This is a genomic window from Chitinophaga barathri (assembly GCF_003807585.1).
GTDB classification, from domain to species: Bacteria; Bacteroidota; Bacteroidia; order Chitinophagales; family Chitinophagaceae; genus Chitinophaga; species Chitinophaga barathri.
Window position 1 is genome coordinate 381,549 of the sequence record NZ_RMBX01000006.1, and the last position, 23,158, is coordinate 404,706.

Genomic DNA, 23,158 nt, shown 5'->3' on the forward strand with positions numbered 1-23,158 from the left:
TTTTAGTAACCCAAAGTAGGAAAAAATATTTTTTTTAAATCACGGGTTACCTTTTCGGTATTCCCGGAATAAAGTATAAATCTCATTTCAAATAAACCTTAAAAACATTCAAAATGAAAAAAGTTGGTTTCTTAGCACTCGCCCTCGGTCTGTTCGTTGCAGCTTGTAACAATGCTGGTACTTCTGGCTCTGGCGACTCTACCGCTCTCGACAGCACTATCAACTCTGGTGTTGATACTACCACTGTAGTTCCCGTTGACACTACAGCTCTGCCTGTAGACTCAACTACTGCTCCTGCTGTTGATTCTGCCAAACACTAATTAATAGGCAAGCAAGGATATTAAATCCGAGCCTTCCGTGCAAACGGAAGGCTTTTTTTATTCCCTTCCGGGAGCCGGCACAGCTTTCCTTCCAATTTAAAACGGATTAACTCCGTCCAATGCTGTTTCCTTACTATCAAATTTCTTTCCGGAAATTATTTGCTATAGCACACAATAAGCCCCTTTGCTGCCAATATTCCACCTTTTTTCTTTCGTTTTTGAATAAAATCTATGATAATGACTAGTTTGTTTGATTTTTTTTATATTTTTATGCTCCTCTTTGAATAATTGGAATCCTGACTTACTTTTGTTCTATCAAACAAACAACAATGCAACAACGCACTTTCGGTTACTTTTACGGCTTTTACTTTTTCTGGTACCAGGAATAGGAGGTTCGTTTTTGCTGAAAATGCTTAAAAATATAACGGGCCTCCTGGAAAAGGGGGCCTTTCTTATTAACATGAAATCCGATCAACAAATTATATGTCACAAAAGAGCTTTAGCCTGTATTTCTTTTACTTTTTCTTTTACCAGAAGGAAAGCGGGACTCTCTTGTAACAACAGTTTATCACAAACGAACAAATGAAGGGTCCCGCTCAAAAGGGGACCCTTTTTTATTGACTCAGTTATTCATATTCACAGCTCATGCGTATTGCCATACAAGGATTTGAAGGATGTTTTCACCAGATCGCCGCAAGGAACTACTTCGGGAAACAAGCCGAAATTGAAGCCTGTGCCTCGTTCCCCGAACTGGTCAGGAAAGTGAAAAATGCCGAAAACGCTGATGCCGGCATGATGGCCATCGAAAATTCTATCGCCGGCAGCATCCTGCCAAACTACAGCCTGCTGAAAAACTCAGGACTGCACGTGATCGGCGAGATCTACCTCCAGATCAACCAGCAACTGATGGTAATGCCCGGCCAGTCCATCGAAGACATCAAAGAGGTGCACAGCCATCCTATGGCGCTCCTGCAATGCATGGACTTCCTGGCCAAATACCCGCAGATCAAACTGGTGGAAACGGAAGATACCGCGCTCAGTGCGAAACATGTGCGCCAGAAGAAGCTGAAAACCACCGCAGCTATTGCGGGAGACCTTGCAGCGGAGATCTATGAGCTCGATATCATCGCCCGGAACATTCATACGGCCAAGAACAATTACACCCGCTTTCTCGCCATTTCCAAAAATGGCGTACAGCCGCCCGCGGATGCAAACAAATCTTCCGTATATTTCCAAACTTCCAACGAGAGCGGAAGCCTGGCAAAGGTGCTTACCCGGATAGCAGCCGAAGGCATCAACCTCAGCAAGATCCAGAGCTTTCCGATCCCGGCGAAAGAGTGGCATTATTACTTCCATGCGGACATGGAATTTGAATCCCTGGATCATTTCCAGCAGGCGCTGAAAAAGATCACACCGCTTACGGAGCATCTTACCGTGCTGGGCATTTACAAAAAAGGCAATACGCATACCTGATACCTGAAATCATAAACCAAATGCAACCATCCGTAGCCAAACGATTACAACACACCGAAGAATATTACTTTTCGCGGAAACTCCGTGAGATAGATGATATGAACAAAGCGGGCGCAAACGTGATCAACCTGGGCATAGGCAGCCCGGACCTTCCCCCGCACCCCTCTGTAACCGCAGCGCTCAACGAACATGCCGCGAAACCTAACACGCACGCCTACCAGGGCTACAAAGGCATTCCCGCCCTCAGGCAGGCCATTGCCGGCTGGTATGGCCGCTACTACAATGTAACGCTGAACCCGGACACCGAAGTGCTGCCGCTCATCGGCTCCAAAGAAGGCATCATGCATATCTGCATGACCTTTCTCCAGGAAGGCGACGAAGCGCTCATCCCGGACCCGGGTTACCCCACATACCGCTCCGCCGTGCAGCTCTCGGGCGCCACGCCGGTAACCTACGCGCTGGACGCCGCCAACGAATGGCAGCCGGACCTGGACGCGCTGGAAAAACGCGACCTCTCCAAAGTAAAGCTCATGTGGGTGAACTACCCGCATATGCCCACCGGCGCTGAGGCTAAAAAAGGAACTTTCGAAAAACTGGTGGCTTTTGCAACCAGGCATAATATCCTCCTTTGTCATGATAACCCCTACAGCTTCATCCTGAACGACAACCCCGCCAGCCTCATGGCTACGCCGGGCGCAAGGGAAGTGGCGCTGGAACTGAATTCCCTCAGCAAAAGCGGCAACATGGCCGGGTGGCGTGTAGGCATGCTCGTGGGCAAGGCGGAATTCCTGAACGACATCCTGCGCTTTAAGAGCAATATGGACTCGGGCATGTTCCAGCCTGTGCAGATGGCCGCGGTAGCGGCACTGGAGCTAGGCCCCGAATGGTACGCACAACTGAACACCATTTATGCCGGCCGCCGCAAAAAAGTATTTGAGCTGCTGAACCTGCTGGGCGCTGAATTTGATCAGAACCAGGTAGGCATGTTCGTATGGGCGAAGATACCCGCGGGATATGCTGACGGTTATGCCGTGAGCGACGCGGTATTGCAGAAAGCGCAGGTGTTTATCACGCCCGGAGGCATCTTCGGTGCCAACGGGCAGCAATACATCCGCGTAAGCCTTTGCCGCGACGAACAGGTGTTCGCCGAAGCGATAGAGCGGGTGAGGAAAACGATTGTTCAACCTCAAACCGCCGCCATATGATAGCAGCCGTAGTAGGAGTAGGCCTGATAGGCGGCTCCCTGGCACTCAGCCTCAAGGAAAAAGGGGTAGCCAACTGGATCATTGGTGTGGATTACAATACGGAAAACCTGGCGAAAGCGCAGGAACTGAAAATAATAGACGAAGGCTCCACGCTGGAAGATGCGCTGGAACGCAGTCAGCTTATTGTACTGGCCATCCCCGTGGATGCGCTGCTGCAAACGCTCACGTCGATTCTTGACAAAGTGAAGCCGCATCATGTGGTCATGGACGTAGGCTCCACCAAACAAAAGTTGCTGCAACTCGTTGCCGGTCATCCCAAGAGAGGACGCTTCGTAGCCGCCCACCCGATGGCCGGCACCGAGTACTCCGGGCCTGAAGCCGCCGTGCGCAACCTGTTCGCACAAAAAACGATGGTGCTCTGTGATGTAAAGAACAGCGACGAAGATGCGCTGGAACTGGTGGAAATGATGGTGGACAAACTGAGCATGCGCATCGTGTACATGAACGCGGAGGAGCATGACCTGCACACCGCTTATGTGAGCCACATCTCCCACATCACTTCCTTCGCGCTGGCATTGACGGTGCTGAAGAAAGAAAAGGAGCAGGGCCGCATCTTTGAACTGGCCAGCGGTGGTTTTGAATCTACCGTAAGGCTTGCCAAAAGTTCGCCGGACATGTGGGTGCCGATCTTTAAACATAACCGGAACAATGTACTGGATGTACTGGAGGAACATATCAACCAGCTGCAGCAGATGAAACAACTGCTGCAGGCCGAAGATTATGACACCTTCTACAAACTCATCCAGAAAAGCAATAAGATCAGGAAGATCCTGAAATAAAAATTCATTTGTAAACTCTTAACACGTCACGATAACAATGGAACAGATCTTAGCAAAAACAAAATTCGCCGATCCGGCTTCAGACAAAAAGCCGCTGATCATTTCCGGCCCCTGCTCTGCCGAAACTGAAGAGCAAACACTTGCCACCGCATTGGCGCTCGCAAAAACAGGTAAAGTGGATGTGCTCCGCGCCGGTATCTGGAAGCCCCGCACCCGCCCCGGTTCTTTTGAGGGGATTGGTGCAAAAGGCCTGCCCTGGCTGCAGAAAGCCAGAGAACTGACCGGTATGCCCACTACCGTGGAAGTAGCTACCGCCAAACAGGTGGAAGACGCGCTGCACTTTGGTGTGGACATCCTGTGGATCGGTGCACGCACTACCGTGAACCCGTTCTCCGTACAGGACGTAGCCGATGCGCTGAAAGGCGTGAAGATCCCCGTGCTGATCAAAAACCCGATCAACCCGGACCTGGAACTTTGGATCGGCGCCGTTGAGCGTATCGCCAAAGCAGGTATCGAAAAGATCGGCCTGATCCATCGCGGCTTCTCCAGCTACGGTAATACCGAATACCGCAACGCTCCCATGTGGCACCTGGCCATCGAGCTGAAACGCCGCCATCCTGAACTGCCCATGATCTGCGACCCGAGCCACATCAGCGGCCGCCGCGACATCCTGCAGGCAGTAGCGCAGGAAGCTATCGACCTGGATTACGACGGCCTCATGCTGGAAACGCACGTGGACCCGGACAATGCATGGAGCGATGCCAAACAGCAGATCACTCCCGAGAAATTCGGCGAAATGCTGGACAATATCACCTGGAGGCACGAACGTACCGATCAGAAAGACTTCAATACCGCGCTGGAAAAACTGCGTAACCAGATCAACGGCATCGATGATGAAATTCTGCTGCTGCTGGGCAACCGTATGAAGATCGCTGAAAAGATCGGGCAGTATAAAAAAGACAACAACATCACGATCCTGCAGACTAACCGCTGGAACGAGATACTGGACCGCGGCATCCGCGCCGGCGAAAAGCTGGGCCTCACCAAAGATTTCATCCTGAAATATTTTGATGCGGTGCACCTGGAATCCATCAACCGCCAGAACAAAGTGATGAACGACTAAGCCCAATTTTTCAGTACAATATATGATCAAACAGACGCACCGTTTTCAAACCGCCACCACCGAGTATTATCTCGGTGAAAGCCTTGCCAGCCTTGGCAACATTGTAGACAAATCGCGCACCATCCTGCTGGTGGACGAAAATGTCGATCAGCATTATGGAGATATGTTCCCGGGCTGGAAAAAGCTCGTGGTTCCCGATGGGGAAGAGAACAAGAACATGGACGTGATGGATCAGATCATAAACGGGCTGATTGAACTGGAGGCGGATCGCAAAACCATGCTGGTAGGCATTGGAGGAGGTATGCTCACGGACATGACAGGTTTTGCCGCAAGTATTTATATGCGCGGTATTCCCTTCGGGTTTGTGCCTTCCACGCTGCTGGCCCAGGTGGACGCTTCTATCGGCGGGAAAAATGGCGTCAGCCACGGTATGCACAAAAACATGCTGGGCACCATCAACCAGCCGCACTTCATCCTGTTCGATTATTCCCTGCCCGCCACCATGCCGGACGGCGAATGGTGCAACGGGTTTGCGGAGATCATCAAATATGCCTGCATCTACGACGCACCGCTGTTCGATTACCTGGAAACCAATAAGGACAAGGCAATGGCCAAGGATGTTGATATCCTGCAATTCCTGGTGGAGCGTTCCGTGGAGATCAAAACAAAATTTGTACTGGAAGATGAGTTTGAAAGCGGTGTACGCCGCTGGCTGAACTTCGGTCATACCCTCGGGCATGCCGTTGAAAAGCTGGAGAGTATTGCACACGGACAAGCGGTGGCCATCGGGATGGTAGCAGCTGCTAAGATCTCCGAAAAATACAATTTGCTGCCGGCCGAACAAACCAACCGGTTGATCCGTTTGATCAATGATTACCGCCTGCCGGTAACCATGACCTCGGACAAAGAGGCGGTATTTTCCATCTTCAAACTGGACAAAAAAAGGGAGAAGGATCACATTCACTTTGTGCTGCTCGAAAAGATCGGCCAGGCTAAAACACAGCCGATACTGCTCGATGAGTTGAAACAAATCTTACAAGAATTATGATGCAAGTAACCATACTGCCTGCGCCGGTAAGCGGCACCGTTACCGCCAACCCATCCAAAAGCGCGATGCAGCGCGCGGTGGCGGCGGCGCTGCTGGCCAAAGGTAAAACCATCATCCGTAACCCGGGGCTTAGCAACGATTGTCTTGCCGCCCTCGAAGTAGCCGAAAACCTCGGCGCGATGGTAAAACGGGTGGATGAGGAGATACACATCACCAGCAATGGCGTAAAACCTTTTTACGATGAGATCAATTGCGGTGAATCCGGCCTGGGCATCCGTATGTTCACGCCCATTGCCGCACTGGCCGAAACGCCCATCATCATCAACGGTCATGGCAGCCTCGTAACGCGCCCCATGCACTTCTTTGAAGAAGTACTACCGCAGCTGGGCGTGGAGATCAAAAGCCAGGACGGCAAGCTGCCCCTGGAGATCAAAGGGCCTTTGCAGGCGAAGAACATCACGATAGACGGCAGCCTTTCCTCCCAATTCCTCACCGGCCTGCTGATGGCCTTTGGAAGCGTGGCGGACAAAGCGGCCATCACCGTAAAGGACCTCAAAAGCAAACCCTACATAGCACTCACGTTGCAGCTGATGGAACTGTTTGGCGTAAAGGTGCGCAACGAGAATTTCGAAGTGTTCCATTTCGATGCTCCCCAGCAGTACAAAGCGGTGGAATACACCGTGGAAGGCGACTGGAGCGGCGCGGCCTTTCTGCTGGTAGCAGCGGCTGTAGCCGGAAAAGCGGAGGTGCATCACCTGAACACACAGTCCGCCCAGTCGGACAAAGTGATCATGGAAGCGCTGGAAAAAGCAGGCGCGGAAATACTGCCGGGCGTGTATACCATCATTGTGCAGAAAAACGGGCTGAAAGCTTTTGAGCTGGATGCCACGGACTGCCCGGACCTGTTCCCGCCACTGGTGGCCCTGGCCGCCAACTGCGGGGGTGTAACGAAGATCAAAGGCGTAAGCCGCCTGGCCCATAAAGAAAGCGACCGCGGCATCACCTTGCAGCAGGAGTTTGGCAAAATGGGCATTAAGATCGACCTGGACGGCGACTACATGTACGTACATGGCGGCACCGGCATCAAAGGCGCTACGGTGCATTCGCACAACGATCACCGCATTGCCATGGCCTGCGCCGTGGCGGCGCTGAACGCCAGCGGAGCCGTTACCATCGAAAATGCGGAAGCCATCAACAAATCATATCCCGAGTTCTACGATCACCTGGAATTGCTGGGTGTGGCCGTGCAACGGGTGGAACAAACGGTGTAAAAAACAGTAACATGAACAGCTTTGGCAGAATATTCAGGGTGAATGTTTTCGGTGAATCTCACGGGGAAAGCGTAGGAGTGAATATAGACGGCACCCCCGCCGGTATCCCTTTGAAACAGGAAGACTTTTTGCCTGACCTGGAACGCCGGAAGGGAGGCGCAAGAGGCACCACGCCGCGAAAGGAAGAAGATCTGCCTTTCCTGAAGTCCGGCGTTTTCAACGACCGTACCACCGGTGCGCCGATCACCATCCTTTTTGAAAATAACAATACCCGCAGCGCGGATTATGCCAAGCTACGCGAATTCCCGAGGCCCGGGCATGCCGATTTTGTAGCGGCCAAAAAGTTTGGCGGTTTTGAAGACTACCGGGGTGGTGGTCATTTCAGCGGCAGGCTTACGCTTAATCTCGTAGCGGCAGGCGTAATCGCCAAAAAGATCCTCGGAGAGGGCATCAAAATAAATGCGGTGATCAAAGAGGTGGGCGGTTTTGCGGACGCGGAAGAAGGGCTGGAAGAAGCCATTAAAGCGAAAGATTCCGTGGGCGGCATCGTGGAATGTACGGTGGACGGCCTGCCTATCGGCCTCGGCGAACCCTTCTTTGACTCCGTGGAATCAGCGCTGGCCCATGCGGCTTTTGCCATTCCAGCCATCAAAGGCATCGAGTTTGGAGCGGGTTTTGCGGCGGCTAAAATGAAAGGGCTCGAACACAACGACCCGATCGTGGATGCTACCGGTAAAACGGCTACCAATCACGCGGGCGGAATAGTGGGAGGGATCACCAACGGGAACCAGCTGGTATTCCGCGTAGCGGTGAAACCCACGTCCAGCACACCAAAAGAACAGCAAACCTTAAACATTGCCAGCGGCCAGGTGGAAACCTTCTCCGTAAAAGGCCGCCACGATCTCTGTATTGCGCTGCGCGTGCCGGTGGTGCTGGAAGCCGTTACGGCCATGGTGCTGGCGGACTTTATGCTGCTGGAAATGCGGGTGCCGAGAGTGTGGCAGCAATAATGAACTGCATGCAGTATTGAAACGGAAGAATTGAATGCGCGGATACCGCGGAAAATAATTAAAAGGGTTGTTCAGCAATGAGCAGCCCTTTTTTATTTGATGTCCATCTTCCGTACCTGCGCGATCTTCAGCAGGGTACTGAGCATTTCACGGGGAAAGAACGGTTTGTTCAGGATATCGAAAATCCCTTTACGGGCAAACTTCCTCCTGACCTCGGGCATAATGTCCGCCGTGAAGATCACGATATGTGTTTCGGGGTATTCGTTGCGGATGATCTCAGAGAGGGCGTAGCCGTCTATTTCGGGCATATGCAGGTCCACAAATGCGATATCGTATCTGTTCTCTTTCAGCAGCTCTACCGCTTCCGTGCCATTCAGCGCACAATCCGGCTGTATACCGAAATATTCCAGCTGTCTTTTAGCTACCATTACGTTGATGGGATTGTCTTCCACGAACAGCAGGCGGAGGCCTTTGAATTTCTTTTCATACGCGGAAAGCTCCGATATCTGCGAGCGTTTGGGAGGAGTGTTCTTTTTGGTGGGCAGGCCGAAGGTGATGTCGAAATAAAACTCCGTACCCTCGCCCGGCTTGCTTTTCAGGAATATCCTGCTGCTGTGCAGGTCTATCAGTTTCTGCGTGATCGTGAGGCCCAGCCCCGTACCGGATTGTTTCCTGACGGGCGGTTGCTCCACCTGCCGGAAACTTTCAAACACGGCTTCGTGGTATTTTTCCGGAATGCCGATGCCGGTATCTTTTATGGAAAAATGAATGAGCACTTTCTCCGTTTGTTTTTTGATAAGATGAGCGGATATGATCACCTCGCCGGTCTCCGTGTAGTGAATAGCATTGCTCACGAGGTTGTTCAGTATCTGGCTTAGCCGGATTACGTCCGCCAGTATTTTTTTCGGGATGTCCGCATCAATGTCCGTGATGAGCGTGAGGCCTTTTGCATCGGCCAGGGACTTGAACTGGTTATGGATATTCCTCAGCAGCTCGTGCAGGTTCACAACGGAAAAAGACAGTTCGAACTGGTCCTTTTCGATCTTGTTGAGATCGAGGATGTCGTTGAGCAGCTGCAGCAGGTGATCTGCGGAGAACATCAGGTTGGTCACGTATTCTTCCTGCTCTTCGGAGTAATTCAGTTTGAGCAGGTTCGCTATGCCGATGATGCCGTTCAGCGGCGTGCGTATCTCGTGGCTCATGATGGAGAGGAAGTCGGACTTGGCTTTGGCGGCCTCTTCCGCCGCGTTTTTGGCGGCTATCAGTTCCTGCTCCGCCCTTCGCTGCGCGGTAAAATCCTTTACGCTGATGATCATGATGTATTTATCACGGTCGGCGGACCTGATCACCGGTTTGATCCTTGTTTTGAACCATTGGTCCACGGATTCATCCAGGTGTTTGTAGACGATCTCCCGTTCTTCACCCAGCATGACCACTTCTTCTATGATCTGGCTGAACAGAGCGGCCTGCGGGCCCATTACCTCACTTACCTTTTTGCCGAGAAAGGCTTCCTTCGGCATGAACAGCGTGCTTTCATCCTGTACCCATACATTCAGGAATACCTGGTTCGCATTGATCTCAAATACGATGTCCTCCAATGATGCGATCAGCGCCTGGAGGTGGGTGGTAAGTTCCAGCTGTTTGCTTTCGGTTAGCTTCTCCGCGGTAATGTCCTGCACATAACCGAGAAAATAATCTTTATAGCCGGGTGTATCCGTTACGGAGCGGACGTTTGCTTTGAAATAACGCAAACCTGTGTCAGCGTTTACAACGCGGTAGGAATAGCTGAGCGGCTCGCTGGGAGGCGAAAGCAAGGCATTCTGCATAATGGCGGCCACCTCAGGGATGTCTTCCTCGAGGATGATCTTCAACCACCCTTTTCCCTGCGACTCTTTGAAAGAAAGACCGGAGATCTTTTCCCATTCCTTGTTGACGAAAAAACAATTCCCTTCCATATCCGCCAGGAAGGCTCCAATAGGTGCAATCTGCAATGCTTTTTGAATATAGGTATCCTCTCCTTCTGATAATTTGTTCGGCATTGGAGTGGTTTATGACATGACTCTTTCCTTTAAATATAGGGTTTTCTCTAAAATTAAGTTTCGTATTAACTTGTATTAACATGTCATATGTTAGGTTTCCTTATTTGTTGGTATAGTTCAATGAAACCAGGCCTCCGGGGAACACTTTGGATTCTTTGAACTGCAGGGGCAGGGCGTCTTTTATTTCAGTGAAGATATTATCCCCGCCTCCGCCGGCCGCGGGTTGTACCAGTATGATATATTCATCCACAAGGCCGTGGCCGATCAATGACCTGACGAAAGAAATACCACCGTATACGAGCAGGTCGTTCTTTACTTTCAGCGCATTTATCTTCTCGGTAATATCACCATTCTCCAAAGTAGTGTTATCCCATTTGCTGTTACGCAGGTGGTTGGAGAAAACGATCTTGGGAGTATCGGTGATCAGCTTGCCAAGGGCGTGGTAGGGATCCCCGGTGTTGGCGGCTACTTTGGCCCAATAAGGGATCAGCTCCTCAGCCGTTTTGCTGCCCAGCAGGATATAGTCTTTCCCTTCCAGGTTGCGGACCAGGTACTCGCTGAGCTCCGCATTCATGACCATATTATTACCCAATCTTTCAATGCTTGCAACGCCGTCGAGCATTGTATTCATATGCAGTGTTAGTTTGCCCATGATAAATGGTTTTGGGGAAAGGGTCGCAATATCCCTGCCAGTTACAAAACAACAAGGGCCGTCTTATTCAGACAGCCCCCTGTTATAATGTTGTTAAATGTTTTTATTGCGCGGGCGTGTTGGGTACGATTTCCAGCAGTTCCACATCGAATACCAGCGTGCTGTTCGGCGTGATCTTCGCGCCGGCCTGGCGTTCGCCATAGGCGAGGCTGGCCGGGATGAAGAGTTTCCATTTTGAGCCTACGGGCATCAGCTGTAATGCTTCCGTCCAGCCGGCGATCACGCCGGTGATGGGCAGGGTGATGGGCTCGCCGCGGTCAACGCTGCTGTCGAAGGTGGTGCCGTCTATCAGCATACCGTGGTAGTGCACTTTCACTTTGTCCTGGAGGGTGGGTTTGGGCCCGGTGCCTTCTTTCAGGATCTGGAATTGCAGGCCGCTGGGCAATACGGCCACACCCGGCTTGGTTTTATTCGCCGCCAGGAATGCTTCCCCTTCGGCTTTATTTTTTGCGGCTTTTTCGGCCTTTATTTTCTGGATGTAAGAGCTTACCACGGGTGTGCCCTGTTCGGCGGAAATAAGGGGTTTATTGCCCTTAAATACGTCTTCCAGCGCGGCGGTGAACAGCTTCAGGTTCAGGGAGTCAAGGCCCTGGCCTTTCATCATCTGTCCCATGTCGTTGCCGATGGCGTAGCTTACGGAATCGAGGGTGGTGGCTATCACCGGCCCGGCGGGCGGTGGCGGCGTTTTGCTCTTTTTTCTCTGGCTATAGGCAGTTTGCAGGCTGAGCAGGCTCAATGTGCAGATAAACAGGCATTTTGTGAATGTCATACAGATATGTAAAATTTGAGCTGCAATATAGTATATTATTCAATCCTGCTCCATATTTCGCTGATCGGGTCGCCTTTGGAACTTTTGCCGCTGTGATGCCATTGTTTGCCATCTACTTTCCCGTCAAAGGAAAGCGCGGCGCCCACGCGGGTACTGTCCCGGGAAAAGAAGGTGATATTCTCCGTGTATTTCCCGTTTTCAAACGTGTAGGTGCCGCCCCCGGTGCCGAAGAACTCTTTGGTTTCGGTATTGATGGCCGCCCACTGGAAACGTGTGCCGGAAAGGATCTTCAGCGTTTTACGCGGCCCGGGGCGCATGGGTACCATGGAGCCGCCGTTTTCCCTCGCGGTGATGCGCCAGGCGCCCGCAAGGGGAGCTTTGCCATCGTCCACGCGCTGCCAGGTACTGGCCTGACCGTTGCAGGTGATCACCAGCTGATTGTTGTTCAACTGGTAAGTACAGTCCCTCACCGTGCCCACTTTTTCTTTATCAGCCGTATGAAACTCGATGGTTTCTTTCAGGCCGCTGCTGCCGGAGGCTTCCAGTTTGCCGCCATGGGTGCTGAGGAATTGTTTGCCCTTTTCGTCGAAGTGGGTCTGCATAAAATAACTGTCTTCGATGATCCTCACGGTTTGCGGTTCTCCGTTGGCAGGCGAGAGTTTCCATGCGCCATTCAGGTTTTGCTGCGCAAGGCCGTACTGCGTGAGCAGCAACAGCGCTGCGGAAATAAGTGTTTTCATGTTTGCGTATGTTTTACGTGGTGGTGGAATTTTTATGGTATGACCGGCAGCATGATCTTCGACGGATGTGCTGCGTCGTGATATATCCGGATGTCTGATCTGATGAATGTCTCTTTTGCCGCTTTGTAAATATCCGTAAAAACCTGCGGATTACGGTCAGCCAGCGGGAACCAGCTGCTTTGTACCTGTATCATCAGCCGGTGGCCCTTCTGAAAAGTATGTGCCACGTCGGGCAGGGTGAATTTCACCGGCGTGACCTTGCCGGGCACAAAAGGAACGGGCGTTTCAAAGCTGTTCCGGTATTTGCCCCGCATGATCTCCCCGCGCACCAGCATCTGGTAGCCGCCCATGGGATAGCTGGAGGAGGTATAACGGCGGTGCGCAACCTGCGCGGTATCAGGGCCGTAGCTGAAATCGTCCGGGAACACATCTATCACTTTCACCACAAAATCCGCATCTGTGGTGCTGATGCTAACCAGCAGGTCCGCTATCACGGGGCCAGCCAGCCGCAGGTCTTCCTGCAATATGTCCGTCTGGAACACAAGTACGTCCGGCCTGCGGCTGGCAAACCGCTGATCGTCCGTCATATAGCTGATGGTGCGGGTATGATGCACGTCCTCCGTATAGGGCACCGGCCTGGAAGGATCGCTGGTGTAACTGCTGGACGCTTTTGCGGCCGCGGGCGCGGAAAAGGACAGGCCGCCTTTGGGCTGAAGATAGATCGCGCGGGCCTGCATGTCGGCCGGAGGCCAGGCGGGGAATTTTTTCCACTGATTTTCACCGGTGAAAAATATGGTCGCTTCGCTGATATCCGGCGCCGGGCCTTTTCCTTTCAGGTAATAGTTAAAAAACGGCACTTCGATATTCTGCTGGTACCAGGTGGATGTATTGCTGCCGAACTTTATATGCCCCATGTAAGTGCCATCTGCCGTGCCCCACTGGCCATGATACCAGGGGCCCATCACGATGCGGTTGTCCGCGCCCGGGTTTTGTTTTTCAAAAGCCTGGTAAGTGGCCCAGGCGCCAAAACAGTCCTCCGCGTCGAAAGTGCCGCCCACGGTGAGTACGGCGGGTTTCACCTGTTTGAGGAAGTTCCGCACGTTGCGGGCTTTCCACCAGGCGTCGTAATTGGGATGCGCGTACAGGTCTTTCCAGAAGGCGATACTGTCTCCCATCAGTTTGGCGATATCGGGCAGGGAACCCGCTTCGAGATAAAATTTATAGTTGTCCTGCGTGGGATATACGTATTCTGTAGGGGCTTTGGTGGTAGGGGCAGGGCGCGGCTTTCCAAAGGATGAATAAAACGCGAAGGCATCGTTCAGCATAAACGCCCCGTTGTGATGAAAGTCGTCCCCGATGAACCAGTCCGTCACCGGCGCCTGCGGGCTCACGGCTTTTAGCGCGGGATGACCGCTCAGCGCTGCCATGGTGGAATAAAAACCGGGATAGGACGTGCCCAGCACGCCCACGTTGCCGCTGTTGTTCTCCAGGTTTTTCACGAGCCAGTCGATGGTGTCGTACGTATCGCTGGCTTCGTCCGTTGTTTTGCCGGTCTTGTTTGGGTTAAAGGGCCGCACGTCCACGAACTGGCCTTCGCTCATCCAGCGGCCGCGTACGTCCTGGAATACAATGATATATCCTTCATCGGCATAGCTGTGGAAGTATCCTTTCAGCGAAGGGAACGAATCCGTTCCGTATGGCGCGCAGGAATAAGGCGTACGGCTCATCAGGATGGCGTGTTTCTCCGCATTGTTCTTCGGCTGGTACACAGCGGTGAAGAGTTTCACGCCGTCCCGCATCGGGATCATTATTTCTTTTTTCGTGTAATGCGCGGAAAACCAGTCCGCTTGTTGGGCGTATGTGCTGAAACAGCCTGCCAGCAATAGCATCAGGGCGAGTACTTGTTTATGCATGTCTTTTGGTTAAGCAGGTAAACCGGGTTTCACAAATCAGAAGATAAATATAAGCCATTGAGCCGATAAACGGGATTTATCCTAACTTCCGGTAAATTTATAAACCTATGGCCAGACCATCACAAGGCGACTATGGCGCATTCTACGAAACCTACGTAAGCAAGGTAAAGGAAGATGATATTTACGATGCATTCAAACGACATTCGGCGGAGGTGCTTGACTTCTTCGAGAACATTCCCCATCAGAAGCTGAACTATGCCTACGGTACCGGCAAATGGACCATCAGGCAGGTGCTGCAGCACCTGATAGACGCGGAAAGGATATTCGCTTACCGCGCGCTGCGTTTTGCCCGTAAAGATTATACCCCGCTGTCTCCTTTCGATGAAAATGAATATGCCGTGGAAGCGCGGGTGGATCACCGCGAATGGATCGATATGGTGGAAGAGTTCCAACTGGTGCGTCTTTCGTCCGAACACCTGTTCAAATCGCTGAACGAAGAGGAGCTGAAACGCAGCGGTATTGCCAGCGGCGTACCGGTGAGCGTGCTCAGCCTCGGTTATATCCTGATCGGCCACGCCATTCATCACATGGGGATTGTAAAGGAACGATATCTTTAAAACAATATACTATCAGCGGGCGTTGCGCGGAAACAAAAAGCGGAAGACTCTTTACAGGGTCTTCCGCTTTTTTGTTTCCAGACGAAATTTAATAGATCATCACGCCGCCGCCGTTGAAGCGCCTGGACTGTTTCACCTTGCCGAATTTGGAGATGTTGTAGCTGAGGGTGACCATAAAATATTGTTCTACCAGGTCGGTTTGTGTGTCGAATGTGCCCAGCTCGGTCACGTTCCTGCGGATGTTGCTGTTCTGGCGCAGGAGGTCATAGGCGTAAAGTTTCACCTGCGCGCGTTTTTCCTTCAGGAAGTCGAAGCCAAGGGCGGCGTTGTACAATACGACGCCTTTTTTGAAACCGGGCGCTGTCTGCGAATTGTAGTTGTACTGCATGTCGTTTTCCACGAAGAAGTTGAGCGGCAGATATACTGTTGCGCCCAGCTGTAAACGCTGCGTGAAATTGCTTGTAGTCACATCATTCAACTGGCTTTTTACCTGGTTGTAGCCGGGCCTGTACATGATATTCACATCCACCATTTCTTTATAGGCATACGAGATAGTGAAGAATGGGGCCAACATCAGGTTCTGCGATACGTTTTTGCGCACCGTGGTATCTCCCTTCGTGTTGTTGATGTTGGAGAAATTCACCTGCCGCCCGAAGTTCGCATACAGGCTGCCGTTCACGCGCATCTGCCAGTCCTTTGCTTTTTTATTGTAGCTGGCGTTGATGTTGGCATAAGCGCTGTAAGCGCCATCCACGTTCACGGTCTGCACGGTTTGCCCGCCTCTTTCGTTCACGCGGGTGATAGTGGAAAACCTGTTCACGGTTGGAGAAAAACCGATGGAAGAATAGGTGCCGAACCCGGTGGGGGAGAATTTGGAATATTGCAGGCCGAGGTTGTGGGTGAACTGTGGTCTCAGGTCCGCGTTGCCGATGCGGATGTTCAGCGGGTTCGTGTTATCGCGGACGGGTTGCAATTGTTCCAGGCTGGGCTGCTGCATATAGCCGTTGTAGTTAAAAGACAGCTGGCCTTTGTTTTTGAGCGTATAGGCAATGCGGCTGTTCGGCGAAAAGTTCGTCTGGTTCTGCCGCAGGCTGGTATTGTCCATGTACGAGCGGTTGTCCAGCGTGGTGAAGAATAAGTTCGCGCCCACGGTAGCGGTCAGTTTTTTATTGCTGTTGTTGTGCACAAAACGTATGGAAGGCTGCTGCGTAGTGGTGATGGTGCGGAAGCGGTTGGAATACAGGCTGTCCAGGTCCGTGTATCCTTTCATGTCCTCATCGAAATTATACGTATCGCGGTTGGACGTGCTGATGCCGTAGGAATATTTGTAGTCCAGGTGCATCTTCCAGGTCCTGGTCAGCGGCTGGCCGTAATAAACGCTGATATCGTAACGTTCGTTGCGGCTGTTCATGATATTTTTCTGGTCCAGTACCTGCGTGGAATCCAGCAGGTTGTTTTCGAAGAACTGCTGGGTGGAATTATTAAAGGCATTCCCGTCCTGTGTGTTGTACAGGTTGCCGAACGTGAAGCCGATGGCCTGGCCGTTTTTGTTGAGGATACGGTTCAGGGTGAGGGTATTCTCAAAGTTCACACGGTTGCTGCGAAGCAGGTTATTGCTTTGATTGGTGTTGCCTAGATCGCCGGGGCCTAAATACGTGGTGTCTGTACTGCTGGTATTGGAGGTCTGGCGGGTATAGCTGAAGCGGGGCGTAAGGCTCAGGGTGGTCATGGAATCCAGTTCAATATCCATCGCGAGGTTCAGGCCGTGGCTGTAGTTTCGCCCGAAGCCGCTGCGTTTTCCGATGACGTTTCGCCCGTCGTTGTACTGGTTGTTCGTAAGGGTAGTGAAACGCGCGTCTGTATTGTTAAAAAAGTAGCTGTTGCTTACGTCCACTTTTTTGCCCCATTCATCCGCATAATTATAACCCGCCATGGAAGCGGTGCGGATGCCTTCGCCGCTGGCGCCGAAACTGATGCCGTTCATATTAAAACTGCCGTCTGAGGAAACGGACATATACATGCCGCCGCTTTTTCTTTCGGCCGCGGTCATCATTTCATTTTGTGTGAACCCGATCTTGTTCAGGTTGTTCGACGAGCCCAGCACGCTGATCTGGCGTTTGCCGCTAAATGCGTTCAGCATCCCGCTGGTTTCAAAGCGGCTGTCTGTACCGCTCCCGGCGGAAAGCCTGCCGAAATAACCTTGTTTTTTATCGGCTTTGAGCGTGAGGTTGATGGTGCGGTCTTCCCCGTCTTTTTCAATGCCCAGTTTGGCTTCCTGTTTGGTTTTGGTATCCATCACCTGCACTTTGTCCACAATGGAGGTAGGAAGGTTTTTGGTGGCCAGCTTGGGGTCGTTGCCAAAAAACTCTTTCCCGTCCACCAGCACGCGGGAAACGGTTTTGCCGTTCACTTTAATATTACCGTTCTCGTCTATGTCCACACCGGGGAGTTTTTTGAGGAGGTCTTCCACCACGGCATTCGGCCGGGTCTTGAAGGAAGCCGCATTAAACTCGATGGTATCTTTCCTGATAGCGATCGGCGGGCGGTCTCCTTCCACCACTACGGTATTCAGCTCGGTGGCGGCTGCCGCCAGGGTGATGTTGCCCAGGTCTTCCGGCCGGTCTGTGCCCAATATCTTCGTATAGGTACGGTAGCCGGTATAGGAGATGAGCAGGCGCACAGGTTTGTTGGCGGGCAGTCCGTCGAGGCGGAAGGCGCCTTTGTTGTTGGTAAGGGTGTAGGTAATGAGGCTGCTGTCTTTACTGTCCTGCACGGAAACGGTGGCCATTTCCAGCATTTCTTTACTGGCGGAATCCGCCACAGTGCCCCTGAGCTGGGTGCGCTGCTGCGCGGTGGCGGCGCTGCCGGTCATACATACAAGGAGGAGTAGAATTGCATTACGTAACATGGAGGGTATTTGTTTCAGACATCAAAATACGAAAGTTTCGTAGAAAGACGAGTTTTATAGTTAAAAACTGGTCGAATGGAGGAAAAAAGGGTTGGGCGGCTGAAGTTTCACAATGCCACCCCAGGTTAAATGAGAGGTTGCAGTATTTATGGGTATAATTGGGTATAGTTATATTAAATGGGTATATTTGGGTATCGATATGGGTATATTCACCATATTACAGCCATTCCATAAGCGCTTCTCCCATGATGGATAGACATACCATAGGTATTACTGCTGAAATGCTGACCCTGATCTCGGAAACAGATGAGTTTAAGGGCGCGTGGCGTGCTTTGGGCAGGCTTGCGCCGGAGCAGTTGTCGGGCCTGAAACGGGTGGCTACCGTGGAGAGCATAGGGTCTTCCACCCGTATCGAAGGAGCCAGGTTGAGCGACAAAGAGATCGAGTCGCTGCTCAACAACCTGGATGTTCAGAAATTTGAATCCCGTGATGAGCAGGAGGTAGCCGGGTATGCTGATGTTATGAACCTCATATTTGAAAGTTATGAGGATATTCCGCTTACCGAAAACCACATCAGGCAACTTCACCGTGACCTGCTACGACATAGTGAGAAGGATTATTGGCACAGGGGTAATTATAAAACTTCCTCCAACCACGTGCAGGCATTTGACCCGGACGGGGGAAATCTGGGTGTAATCTTTGAAACCACCAGCCCGTTTGAAACCCCTCGCCAGATGGAAGCATTGGTGAACTGGGCAAACAGGTTTTTAAGCAATAAAGAATTGCATCCTTTACTGGTGATCAGTGTTTTTATTGTGGTATTCCTGGCTATCCATCCTTTCCAGGATGGCAATGGGAGACTGAGCAGGATATTGACTACCTTATTGTTACTGAGGGCGGGTTATGCCTATGTTCCGTACAGTTCTCTGGAAGCTGTAATTGAGCAAAGCAAGGAGGCTTATTATCTTGCTCTTAGACGCACGCAGAGCTCGCTCAAAAAAGATATGCCTGAATGGACGCCGTGGATCATCTACTTCCTTCGTGCTTTGCAGCAGCAAAAGAACCGCCTTCAAGCCAGGATTGACCAGGATATGTACCTGCTGGGGCAATTATCGCCGTTATCCCTGCAGATACTCGAACTGGCGAAATTCAGAGGCAGGGTGACCATCGGTGAACTGGTGGTCCTTACAAACGCGAACCGCAATACGGTCAAAAAACATCTCGAAAACCTTGTTGCCAAAAGACATTTGCAGCAACATGGAATGGGGCGTGGCTCCTGGTATTCGTTATAATAGCCATCCAGGTATAAATAAAAAAAGGACCGTCTCCACGACGGTCCTTTTATGTTTTCAATAGTGAATGCCAGATTATGCTTCCGCTTCTGCATAGGAGCTTGCGGGCTCGCAGGTGCAGATGAGGTTGCGGTCTCCGAAAGTGTTGTTGATGCGGCTTACGGAAGGCCAGAATTTGTTCAGGCTTACATATTCCAGCGGGAATGCTGCCTGCTGGCGGCTGTAAGGGCGCGTCCATTCGTCGGCGGTGATCACTGCCTGGGTATGGGGGGCGTGTTTCAGCACATTGTTCGCCTTATCCGCCTTGCCTTCTTCCACTGCGCGGATCTCTTCGCGGATGGCCAGCATCGCGTCGCAGAAGCGGTCCAGTTCGGCTTTGTCCTCGCTTTCGGTCGGCTCGATCATGATGGTGCCCGGTACGGGGAAACTCATCGTAGGAGCGTGGAAGCCATAGTCCATCAGGCGTTTGGCGATATCTTCCGCTTCAACGCCGGCGGTGTTTTTGAAAGGGCGCAGGTCCACGATGAACTCGTGGGCGCAGGTGCCGCTTACGCCGGTATAAAGTATCTCATATGCATTCTCCAGGCGCGCCTTCATGTAGTTCGCGTTCAGGATGGCGTATTCTGTGGATTTGCGCACGCCGAACTTGCCCAGCATACGGATGTATGCGTAGGAGATCAGCAGGATGCTGGCGCTGCCATAAGGCGCCGCGGATACCGCGTGTGCCTGTTTGCTGCCATTGCCGCCGGCCTGGAGGTTCACGTGGCCGGGCAGGAAAGGTGCAAGGTGTTTTGCCACGCAGATGGGCCCCATGCCGGGGCCGCCGCCGCCATGCGGGATGGCGAAGGTCTTATGCAGGTTCAGGTGGCAGACGTCCGCGCCAATGAGGCCGGGAGCGGTGAGGCCCACCTGTGCATTCATGTTCGCGCCGTCCATGTATACCTGGCCGCCGTTGGCGTGTATGATGTCGCAGGCGTCCTTTACACCTTCTTCGTATACACCGTAGGTGGAAGGGTAGGTGATCATCACACCGGCGAGGTTGTCTTTATGTTGTTCCGCTTTTGCTTTCAGGTCCGCTACGTCGATGTAGCCGTTTTCGAGGGCTTTTACGATCACTACCTTATAACCTGCCATGACTGCGCTGGCGGGGTTGGTGCCGTGCGCGGAGATGGGGATCAGGATCACGTTGCGGTGATGGTCACCACGGCTTTCGTGGTAAGCCTTCATGGTGAGCAAGCCGGCGTATTCGCCCTGTGCGCCTGAGTTGGGCTGCAGGCTGCAGGCGTCAAACGCGGTGATCTTGCAGAGGTAATCACCCAGTTCTTTCACGATCTGTTCGTAACCGCCTACCTGTGCCAGGGGCGCGAAAGGATGGATCTTGCTCCAGTGGCTCCAGCTCAGGGGGATCATTTCGGTGGCGGCGTTCAGTTTCATGGTGCAGCTGCCGAGGGAGATCATGGAAGTGTTCAGTGAAAGGTCTTTGTTTTCCAGCATCTTGATGTAACGCATCATCTCGGTTTCGCTGTGGTGGCTGTTGAACACCGGGTGCAGCAGGTAAGAGGAAGTGCGCTCCAGGGAAGCGGGGATGCCGCTCTGTGTTTTTTCCACATCGGCTTCGGTGATGCTGCCTGCGTTGAACACGGCCAGGACGGCGTTCACATCTTCCACGTGGGTGGTTTCGTCCAGCGAAATGCCCAGCAGCGTGTTGCTGATAATGCGGAAGTTGATGCCGGCTTCATTGGCTTTGGTGTGCAGGGCGGCAGCATCCGCGGTTTCAACGGTGATGGTGTCGAAGCTGCTGGTGTTGCTGAGTTTTACGCCGGCTGCTTTCAGTTTGGCGGAAAGCGCGGCGGTGAGCAGTGCGGTTTTGAGCGCAATGTTCTTCAGACCCTGGGGACCATGGTACACGGCGTACATCGCGGCCATGTTTGCCAGCAATGCCTGCGCGGTACAGATATTGGAAGTTGCTTTTTCACGTTTGATGTGCTGCTCGCGGGTTTGCAGCGCCATACGCAGCGCGCGCCTGTTTTGCGCATCTATGCTCACACCGATGATACGGCCGGGGATGGCGCGTTTGAACTCATCTTTGCAGGAAAAGAACGCGGCGTGCGGGCCGCCAAAGCCCAGGGGTACGCCAAACCGTTGTGCGCTGCCCAAAGCGGCGTCCGCGCCCAGTTCACCGGGAGGGGTGAGGAGGGTAAGCGCCAGCAGGTCCGTGGCCATGGCTACGTAAGCGCCCACGGCGTGCACTTTTTCGATAAACTGGCGGTAGTCGGATACGGTACCGTCCGCGGCCGGGTATTGCACCAGTGCGCCGAAGTAATCACCGTCGATCTCCGCTTTCGCAAAGTCGCCGAATACTACTTCGATCTGCAGGGGATTGGCGCGGGTCAGCACCACGTCTTTGGTCTGCGGGAACACCTTTTCATCCACGAAGAATTTGCCGCGGGTGATATGGTCGTGATCTTTATTGAGTGCGTTAAAAAACATGGTCATGGCTTCTGCCGCGGCGGTGGCTTCGTCCAGGAGGGAGGCGTTGGCGATGGGGAGGTCTGTGAGGTCGCTCACCATGGTCTGGAAGTTCAGCAGGCTTTCGAGGCGGCCCTGGGAGATCTCAGCCTGGTAGGGCGTGTATTGGGTATACCATCCCGGGTTCTCGAATACATTGCGGAGGATCACGCTGGGCGTGATGGTGTCGTAATAACCCTGCCCGATATACGTTTTGAATACTTTGTTCTTCAGGGAAATGTCTTTCAGCTGGCTCAGGTAAGTGAATTCGCTTACGGCTTCGGGGATGTCCAGGTCCTTCTTCATGCGGATAGCGGAAGGTACTGTCTTGTCTATCAGTTCATCCAGCGTACCGATGCCGATCTTGCCGAGCATCGCGCGGGTCTCTGCTTCATTGGGCCCGATGTGACGCCCAATGAACTCATTCTTGAAAGTATTCAAAAGATTCATGATGTAAGCAGGTATTTATAAAAGAATGCGCAAAGCTATGATGTTTTTAAGCATTGGCCAAACCCGCCCCGGCATAGGGAAAGTAGACTGATATTCCCGGCGTTTGCAGGCCTGTGATTGTCATAGGATTTTCATCTGGCCGGATATTGTTAGCTTTGCGGAAAACCGGGGTATGAGCGAGTTACTCTCCGATTGGGAGAAAAAGTCGAAGGAACAGCAGAAATCTTACAAACAGTTCCTGCAAAAGATGCAGACCAAAAAAGGCAAAGGGGCGGAAAAGCTCCTGCCGGACCTGCATGAGGAGGCGTTTGAGAAGATCGACTGCCTGCAATGCGCCGGTTGCTGCAAAACCATCAGCCCGCGGTTCAAAACCCCGGATATCAAAAAAGTCTCTAAATACCTGGGCCTCCGTGAGTCTGTGTTCATCGAAACCTACCTCCGCCTGGACGAGGACGGGGATTATGTGGTGAAACGCAGCCCCTGCGCTTTCCTGGGGGACGATAATTACTGTTCCATCTACGACGTGCGCCCTGGTGACTGCCGCAATTACCCTTATACGGACAGCGGGGAATTCTTCAAACGCCCCAATACCACCCAGCTGAACTCCACCATATGCCCGGCGGTGTTTTATGTGCTGGAGAGGCTGAAAGTGCTGGTAAAGTAGGTGGTCTGTTACGCTTTGAACGCTTTTACCCTGCTTTGAGAACTGTCTCCTCCTAAATAAGCTTTACAGATTGCGGTAGAAAATATATAGATTCAAACTACCCAATATGAAAAAGAAGCGACAGGGGAAGCCCCCATTTACGAAGATGCCTTTAAGATATCCGTGGCGCGCCGCTACCTGAGCAGCCCGTTGGGATTTGATCTTTTAGGCAAAGAATTAGGCCTTGCCGGCCATACCATCCAGCATTTTGTAAAATG

Annotated in this window: 18 protein-coding genes; 11 read left to right on the forward strand and 7 right to left on the reverse strand. The window is 52.3% G+C overall.

Going from position 1 to position 23,158, the window contains the following annotated elements; translation table 11 throughout:
- Positions 1 to 113 precede the first annotated feature (113 nt).
- The 8 genes from EG028_RS13290 (at position 114) to EG028_RS13325 (ending at position 8,289) form a co-directional block, all read left to right on the forward strand.
- Positions 114 to 320, forward strand: a complete 207-nt coding sequence (locus tag EG028_RS13290; RefSeq protein WP_120516684.1) for a hypothetical protein — start codon at positions 114 to 116, stop codon at positions 318 to 320.
- A 645-nt stretch (positions 321 to 965) separates the two neighbouring features.
- Positions 966 to 1,793: a prephenate dehydratase gene (locus EG028_RS13295; RefSeq protein WP_120516683.1), complete on the forward strand. Its 828-nt coding sequence runs from the start codon at positions 966 to 968 to the stop codon at positions 1,791 to 1,793.
- A 20-nt stretch (positions 1,794 to 1,813) separates the two neighbouring features.
- Positions 1,814 to 2,998: a pyridoxal phosphate-dependent aminotransferase gene (locus EG028_RS13300; protein ID WP_120516682.1), complete on the forward strand. Its 1,185-nt coding sequence runs from the start codon at positions 1,814 to 1,816 to the stop codon at positions 2,996 to 2,998.
- Complete coding sequence (locus EG028_RS13305; RefSeq protein ID WP_120516681.1) at positions 2,995 to 3,837, forward strand: prephenate dehydrogenase; 843 nt, start codon at positions 2,995 to 2,997, stop codon at positions 3,835 to 3,837. The genes EG028_RS13300 and EG028_RS13305 overlap by 4 nt, the downstream gene beginning before the upstream one ends.
- Before the next feature lie 37 nt (positions 3,838 to 3,874).
- A complete protein-coding gene (locus tag EG028_RS13310; RefSeq protein ID WP_120516680.1) occupies positions 3,875 to 4,960 on the forward strand; it encodes a chorismate mutase in 1,086 nt (361 codons plus the stop codon).
- Between the two features lie 22 nt (positions 4,961 to 4,982).
- Positions 4,983 to 6,008 carry a 3-dehydroquinate synthase gene (gene aroB / locus EG028_RS13315; RefSeq protein WP_120516679.1) on the forward strand — a complete coding sequence of 342 codons (1,026 nt, stop codon included), beginning with the start codon at positions 4,983 to 4,985 and terminating at the stop codon, positions 6,006 to 6,008.
- Positions 6,005 to 7,279 carry a 3-phosphoshikimate 1-carboxyvinyltransferase gene (gene aroA, locus EG028_RS13320; RefSeq protein WP_241559111.1) on the forward strand — a complete coding sequence of 425 codons (1,275 nt, stop codon included), beginning with the start codon at positions 6,005 to 6,007 and terminating at the stop codon, positions 7,277 to 7,279. Before aroB ends, aroA begins: the two co-directional genes overlap by 4 nt.
- 11 nt (positions 7,280 to 7,290) lie before the next feature.
- The gene (locus EG028_RS13325; protein ID WP_120516677.1) at positions 7,291 to 8,289 is read left to right on the forward strand and encodes a chorismate synthase; all 999 of its coding nucleotides are present in this window, start codon (positions 7,291 to 7,293) and stop codon (positions 8,287 to 8,289) included.
- Between the two features lie 92 nt (positions 8,290 to 8,381).
- Here EG028_RS13325 and EG028_RS13330 read toward each other — a convergent pair whose 3' ends face one another.
- From EG028_RS13330 to EG028_RS13350, 5 genes are all read right to left on the reverse strand, one after another.
- Complete coding sequence (locus EG028_RS13330) at positions 8,382 to 10,328, reverse strand: ATP-binding protein (RefSeq protein WP_120516676.1); 1,947 nt, start codon at positions 10,326 to 10,328, stop codon at positions 8,382 to 8,384.
- 100 nt (positions 10,329 to 10,428) lie between these two features.
- On the reverse strand, positions 10,429 to 10,980 hold the full coding sequence (locus EG028_RS13335) for a dihydrofolate reductase family protein (protein WP_120516675.1): 552 nt from the start codon (positions 10,978 to 10,980) through the stop codon (positions 10,429 to 10,431).
- A 103-nt stretch (positions 10,981 to 11,083) separates the two neighbouring features.
- Positions 11,084 to 11,809, reverse strand: a complete 726-nt coding sequence (locus tag EG028_RS13340) for an FKBP-type peptidyl-prolyl cis-trans isomerase (protein ID WP_120516674.1) — start codon at positions 11,807 to 11,809, stop codon at positions 11,084 to 11,086.
- 35 nt (positions 11,810 to 11,844) lie between these two features.
- Complete coding sequence (locus tag EG028_RS13345; protein WP_120516673.1) at positions 11,845 to 12,549, reverse strand: membrane or secreted protein; 705 nt, start codon at positions 12,547 to 12,549, stop codon at positions 11,845 to 11,847.
- Between the two features lie 32 nt (positions 12,550 to 12,581).
- Positions 12,582 to 14,462: a CocE/NonD family hydrolase gene (locus EG028_RS13350; protein WP_120516672.1), complete on the reverse strand. Its 1,881-nt coding sequence runs from the start codon at positions 14,460 to 14,462 to the stop codon at positions 12,582 to 12,584.
- A gap of 107 nt (positions 14,463 to 14,569) precedes the next feature.
- Here EG028_RS13350 and EG028_RS13355 point away from each other — a divergent pair, with 107 nt between their 5' ends.
- A complete protein-coding gene (locus EG028_RS13355) occupies positions 14,570 to 15,079 on the forward strand; it encodes a DinB family protein (RefSeq protein WP_120516671.1) in 510 nt (169 codons plus the stop codon).
- 88 nt (positions 15,080 to 15,167) lie between these two features.
- Here the strand turns inward: EG028_RS13355 and EG028_RS13360 are convergent, their stop codons facing one another.
- Positions 15,168 to 17,987, reverse strand: coding sequence for an outer membrane beta-barrel protein (locus tag EG028_RS13360; RefSeq protein ID WP_120516670.1), 2,820 nt, complete (start codon positions 17,985 to 17,987; stop codon positions 15,168 to 15,170).
- A gap of 245 nt (positions 17,988 to 18,232) precedes the next feature.
- Between EG028_RS13360 and EG028_RS13365 the strand changes: the two genes are divergently transcribed.
- Complete coding sequence (locus EG028_RS13365) at positions 18,233 to 19,279, forward strand: Fic family protein (protein ID WP_120516669.1); 1,047 nt, start codon at positions 18,233 to 18,235, stop codon at positions 19,277 to 19,279.
- Between the two features lie 75 nt (positions 19,280 to 19,354).
- On the opposite strand, the gene gcvP is transcribed toward EG028_RS13365, so the two are convergent.
- On the reverse strand, positions 19,355 to 22,237 hold the full coding sequence (gcvP, locus tag EG028_RS13370) for an aminomethyl-transferring glycine dehydrogenase (RefSeq protein ID WP_120516668.1): 2,883 nt from the start codon (positions 22,235 to 22,237) through the stop codon (positions 19,355 to 19,357).
- 172 nt (positions 22,238 to 22,409) lie between these two features.
- On the opposite strand from gcvP, the gene EG028_RS13375 reads away from it, so the two are divergent.
- A complete protein-coding gene (locus EG028_RS13375; RefSeq protein WP_120516667.1) occupies positions 22,410 to 22,901 on the forward strand; it encodes a YkgJ family cysteine cluster protein in 492 nt (163 codons plus the stop codon).
- Positions 22,902 to 23,158 lie beyond the last annotated feature (257 nt).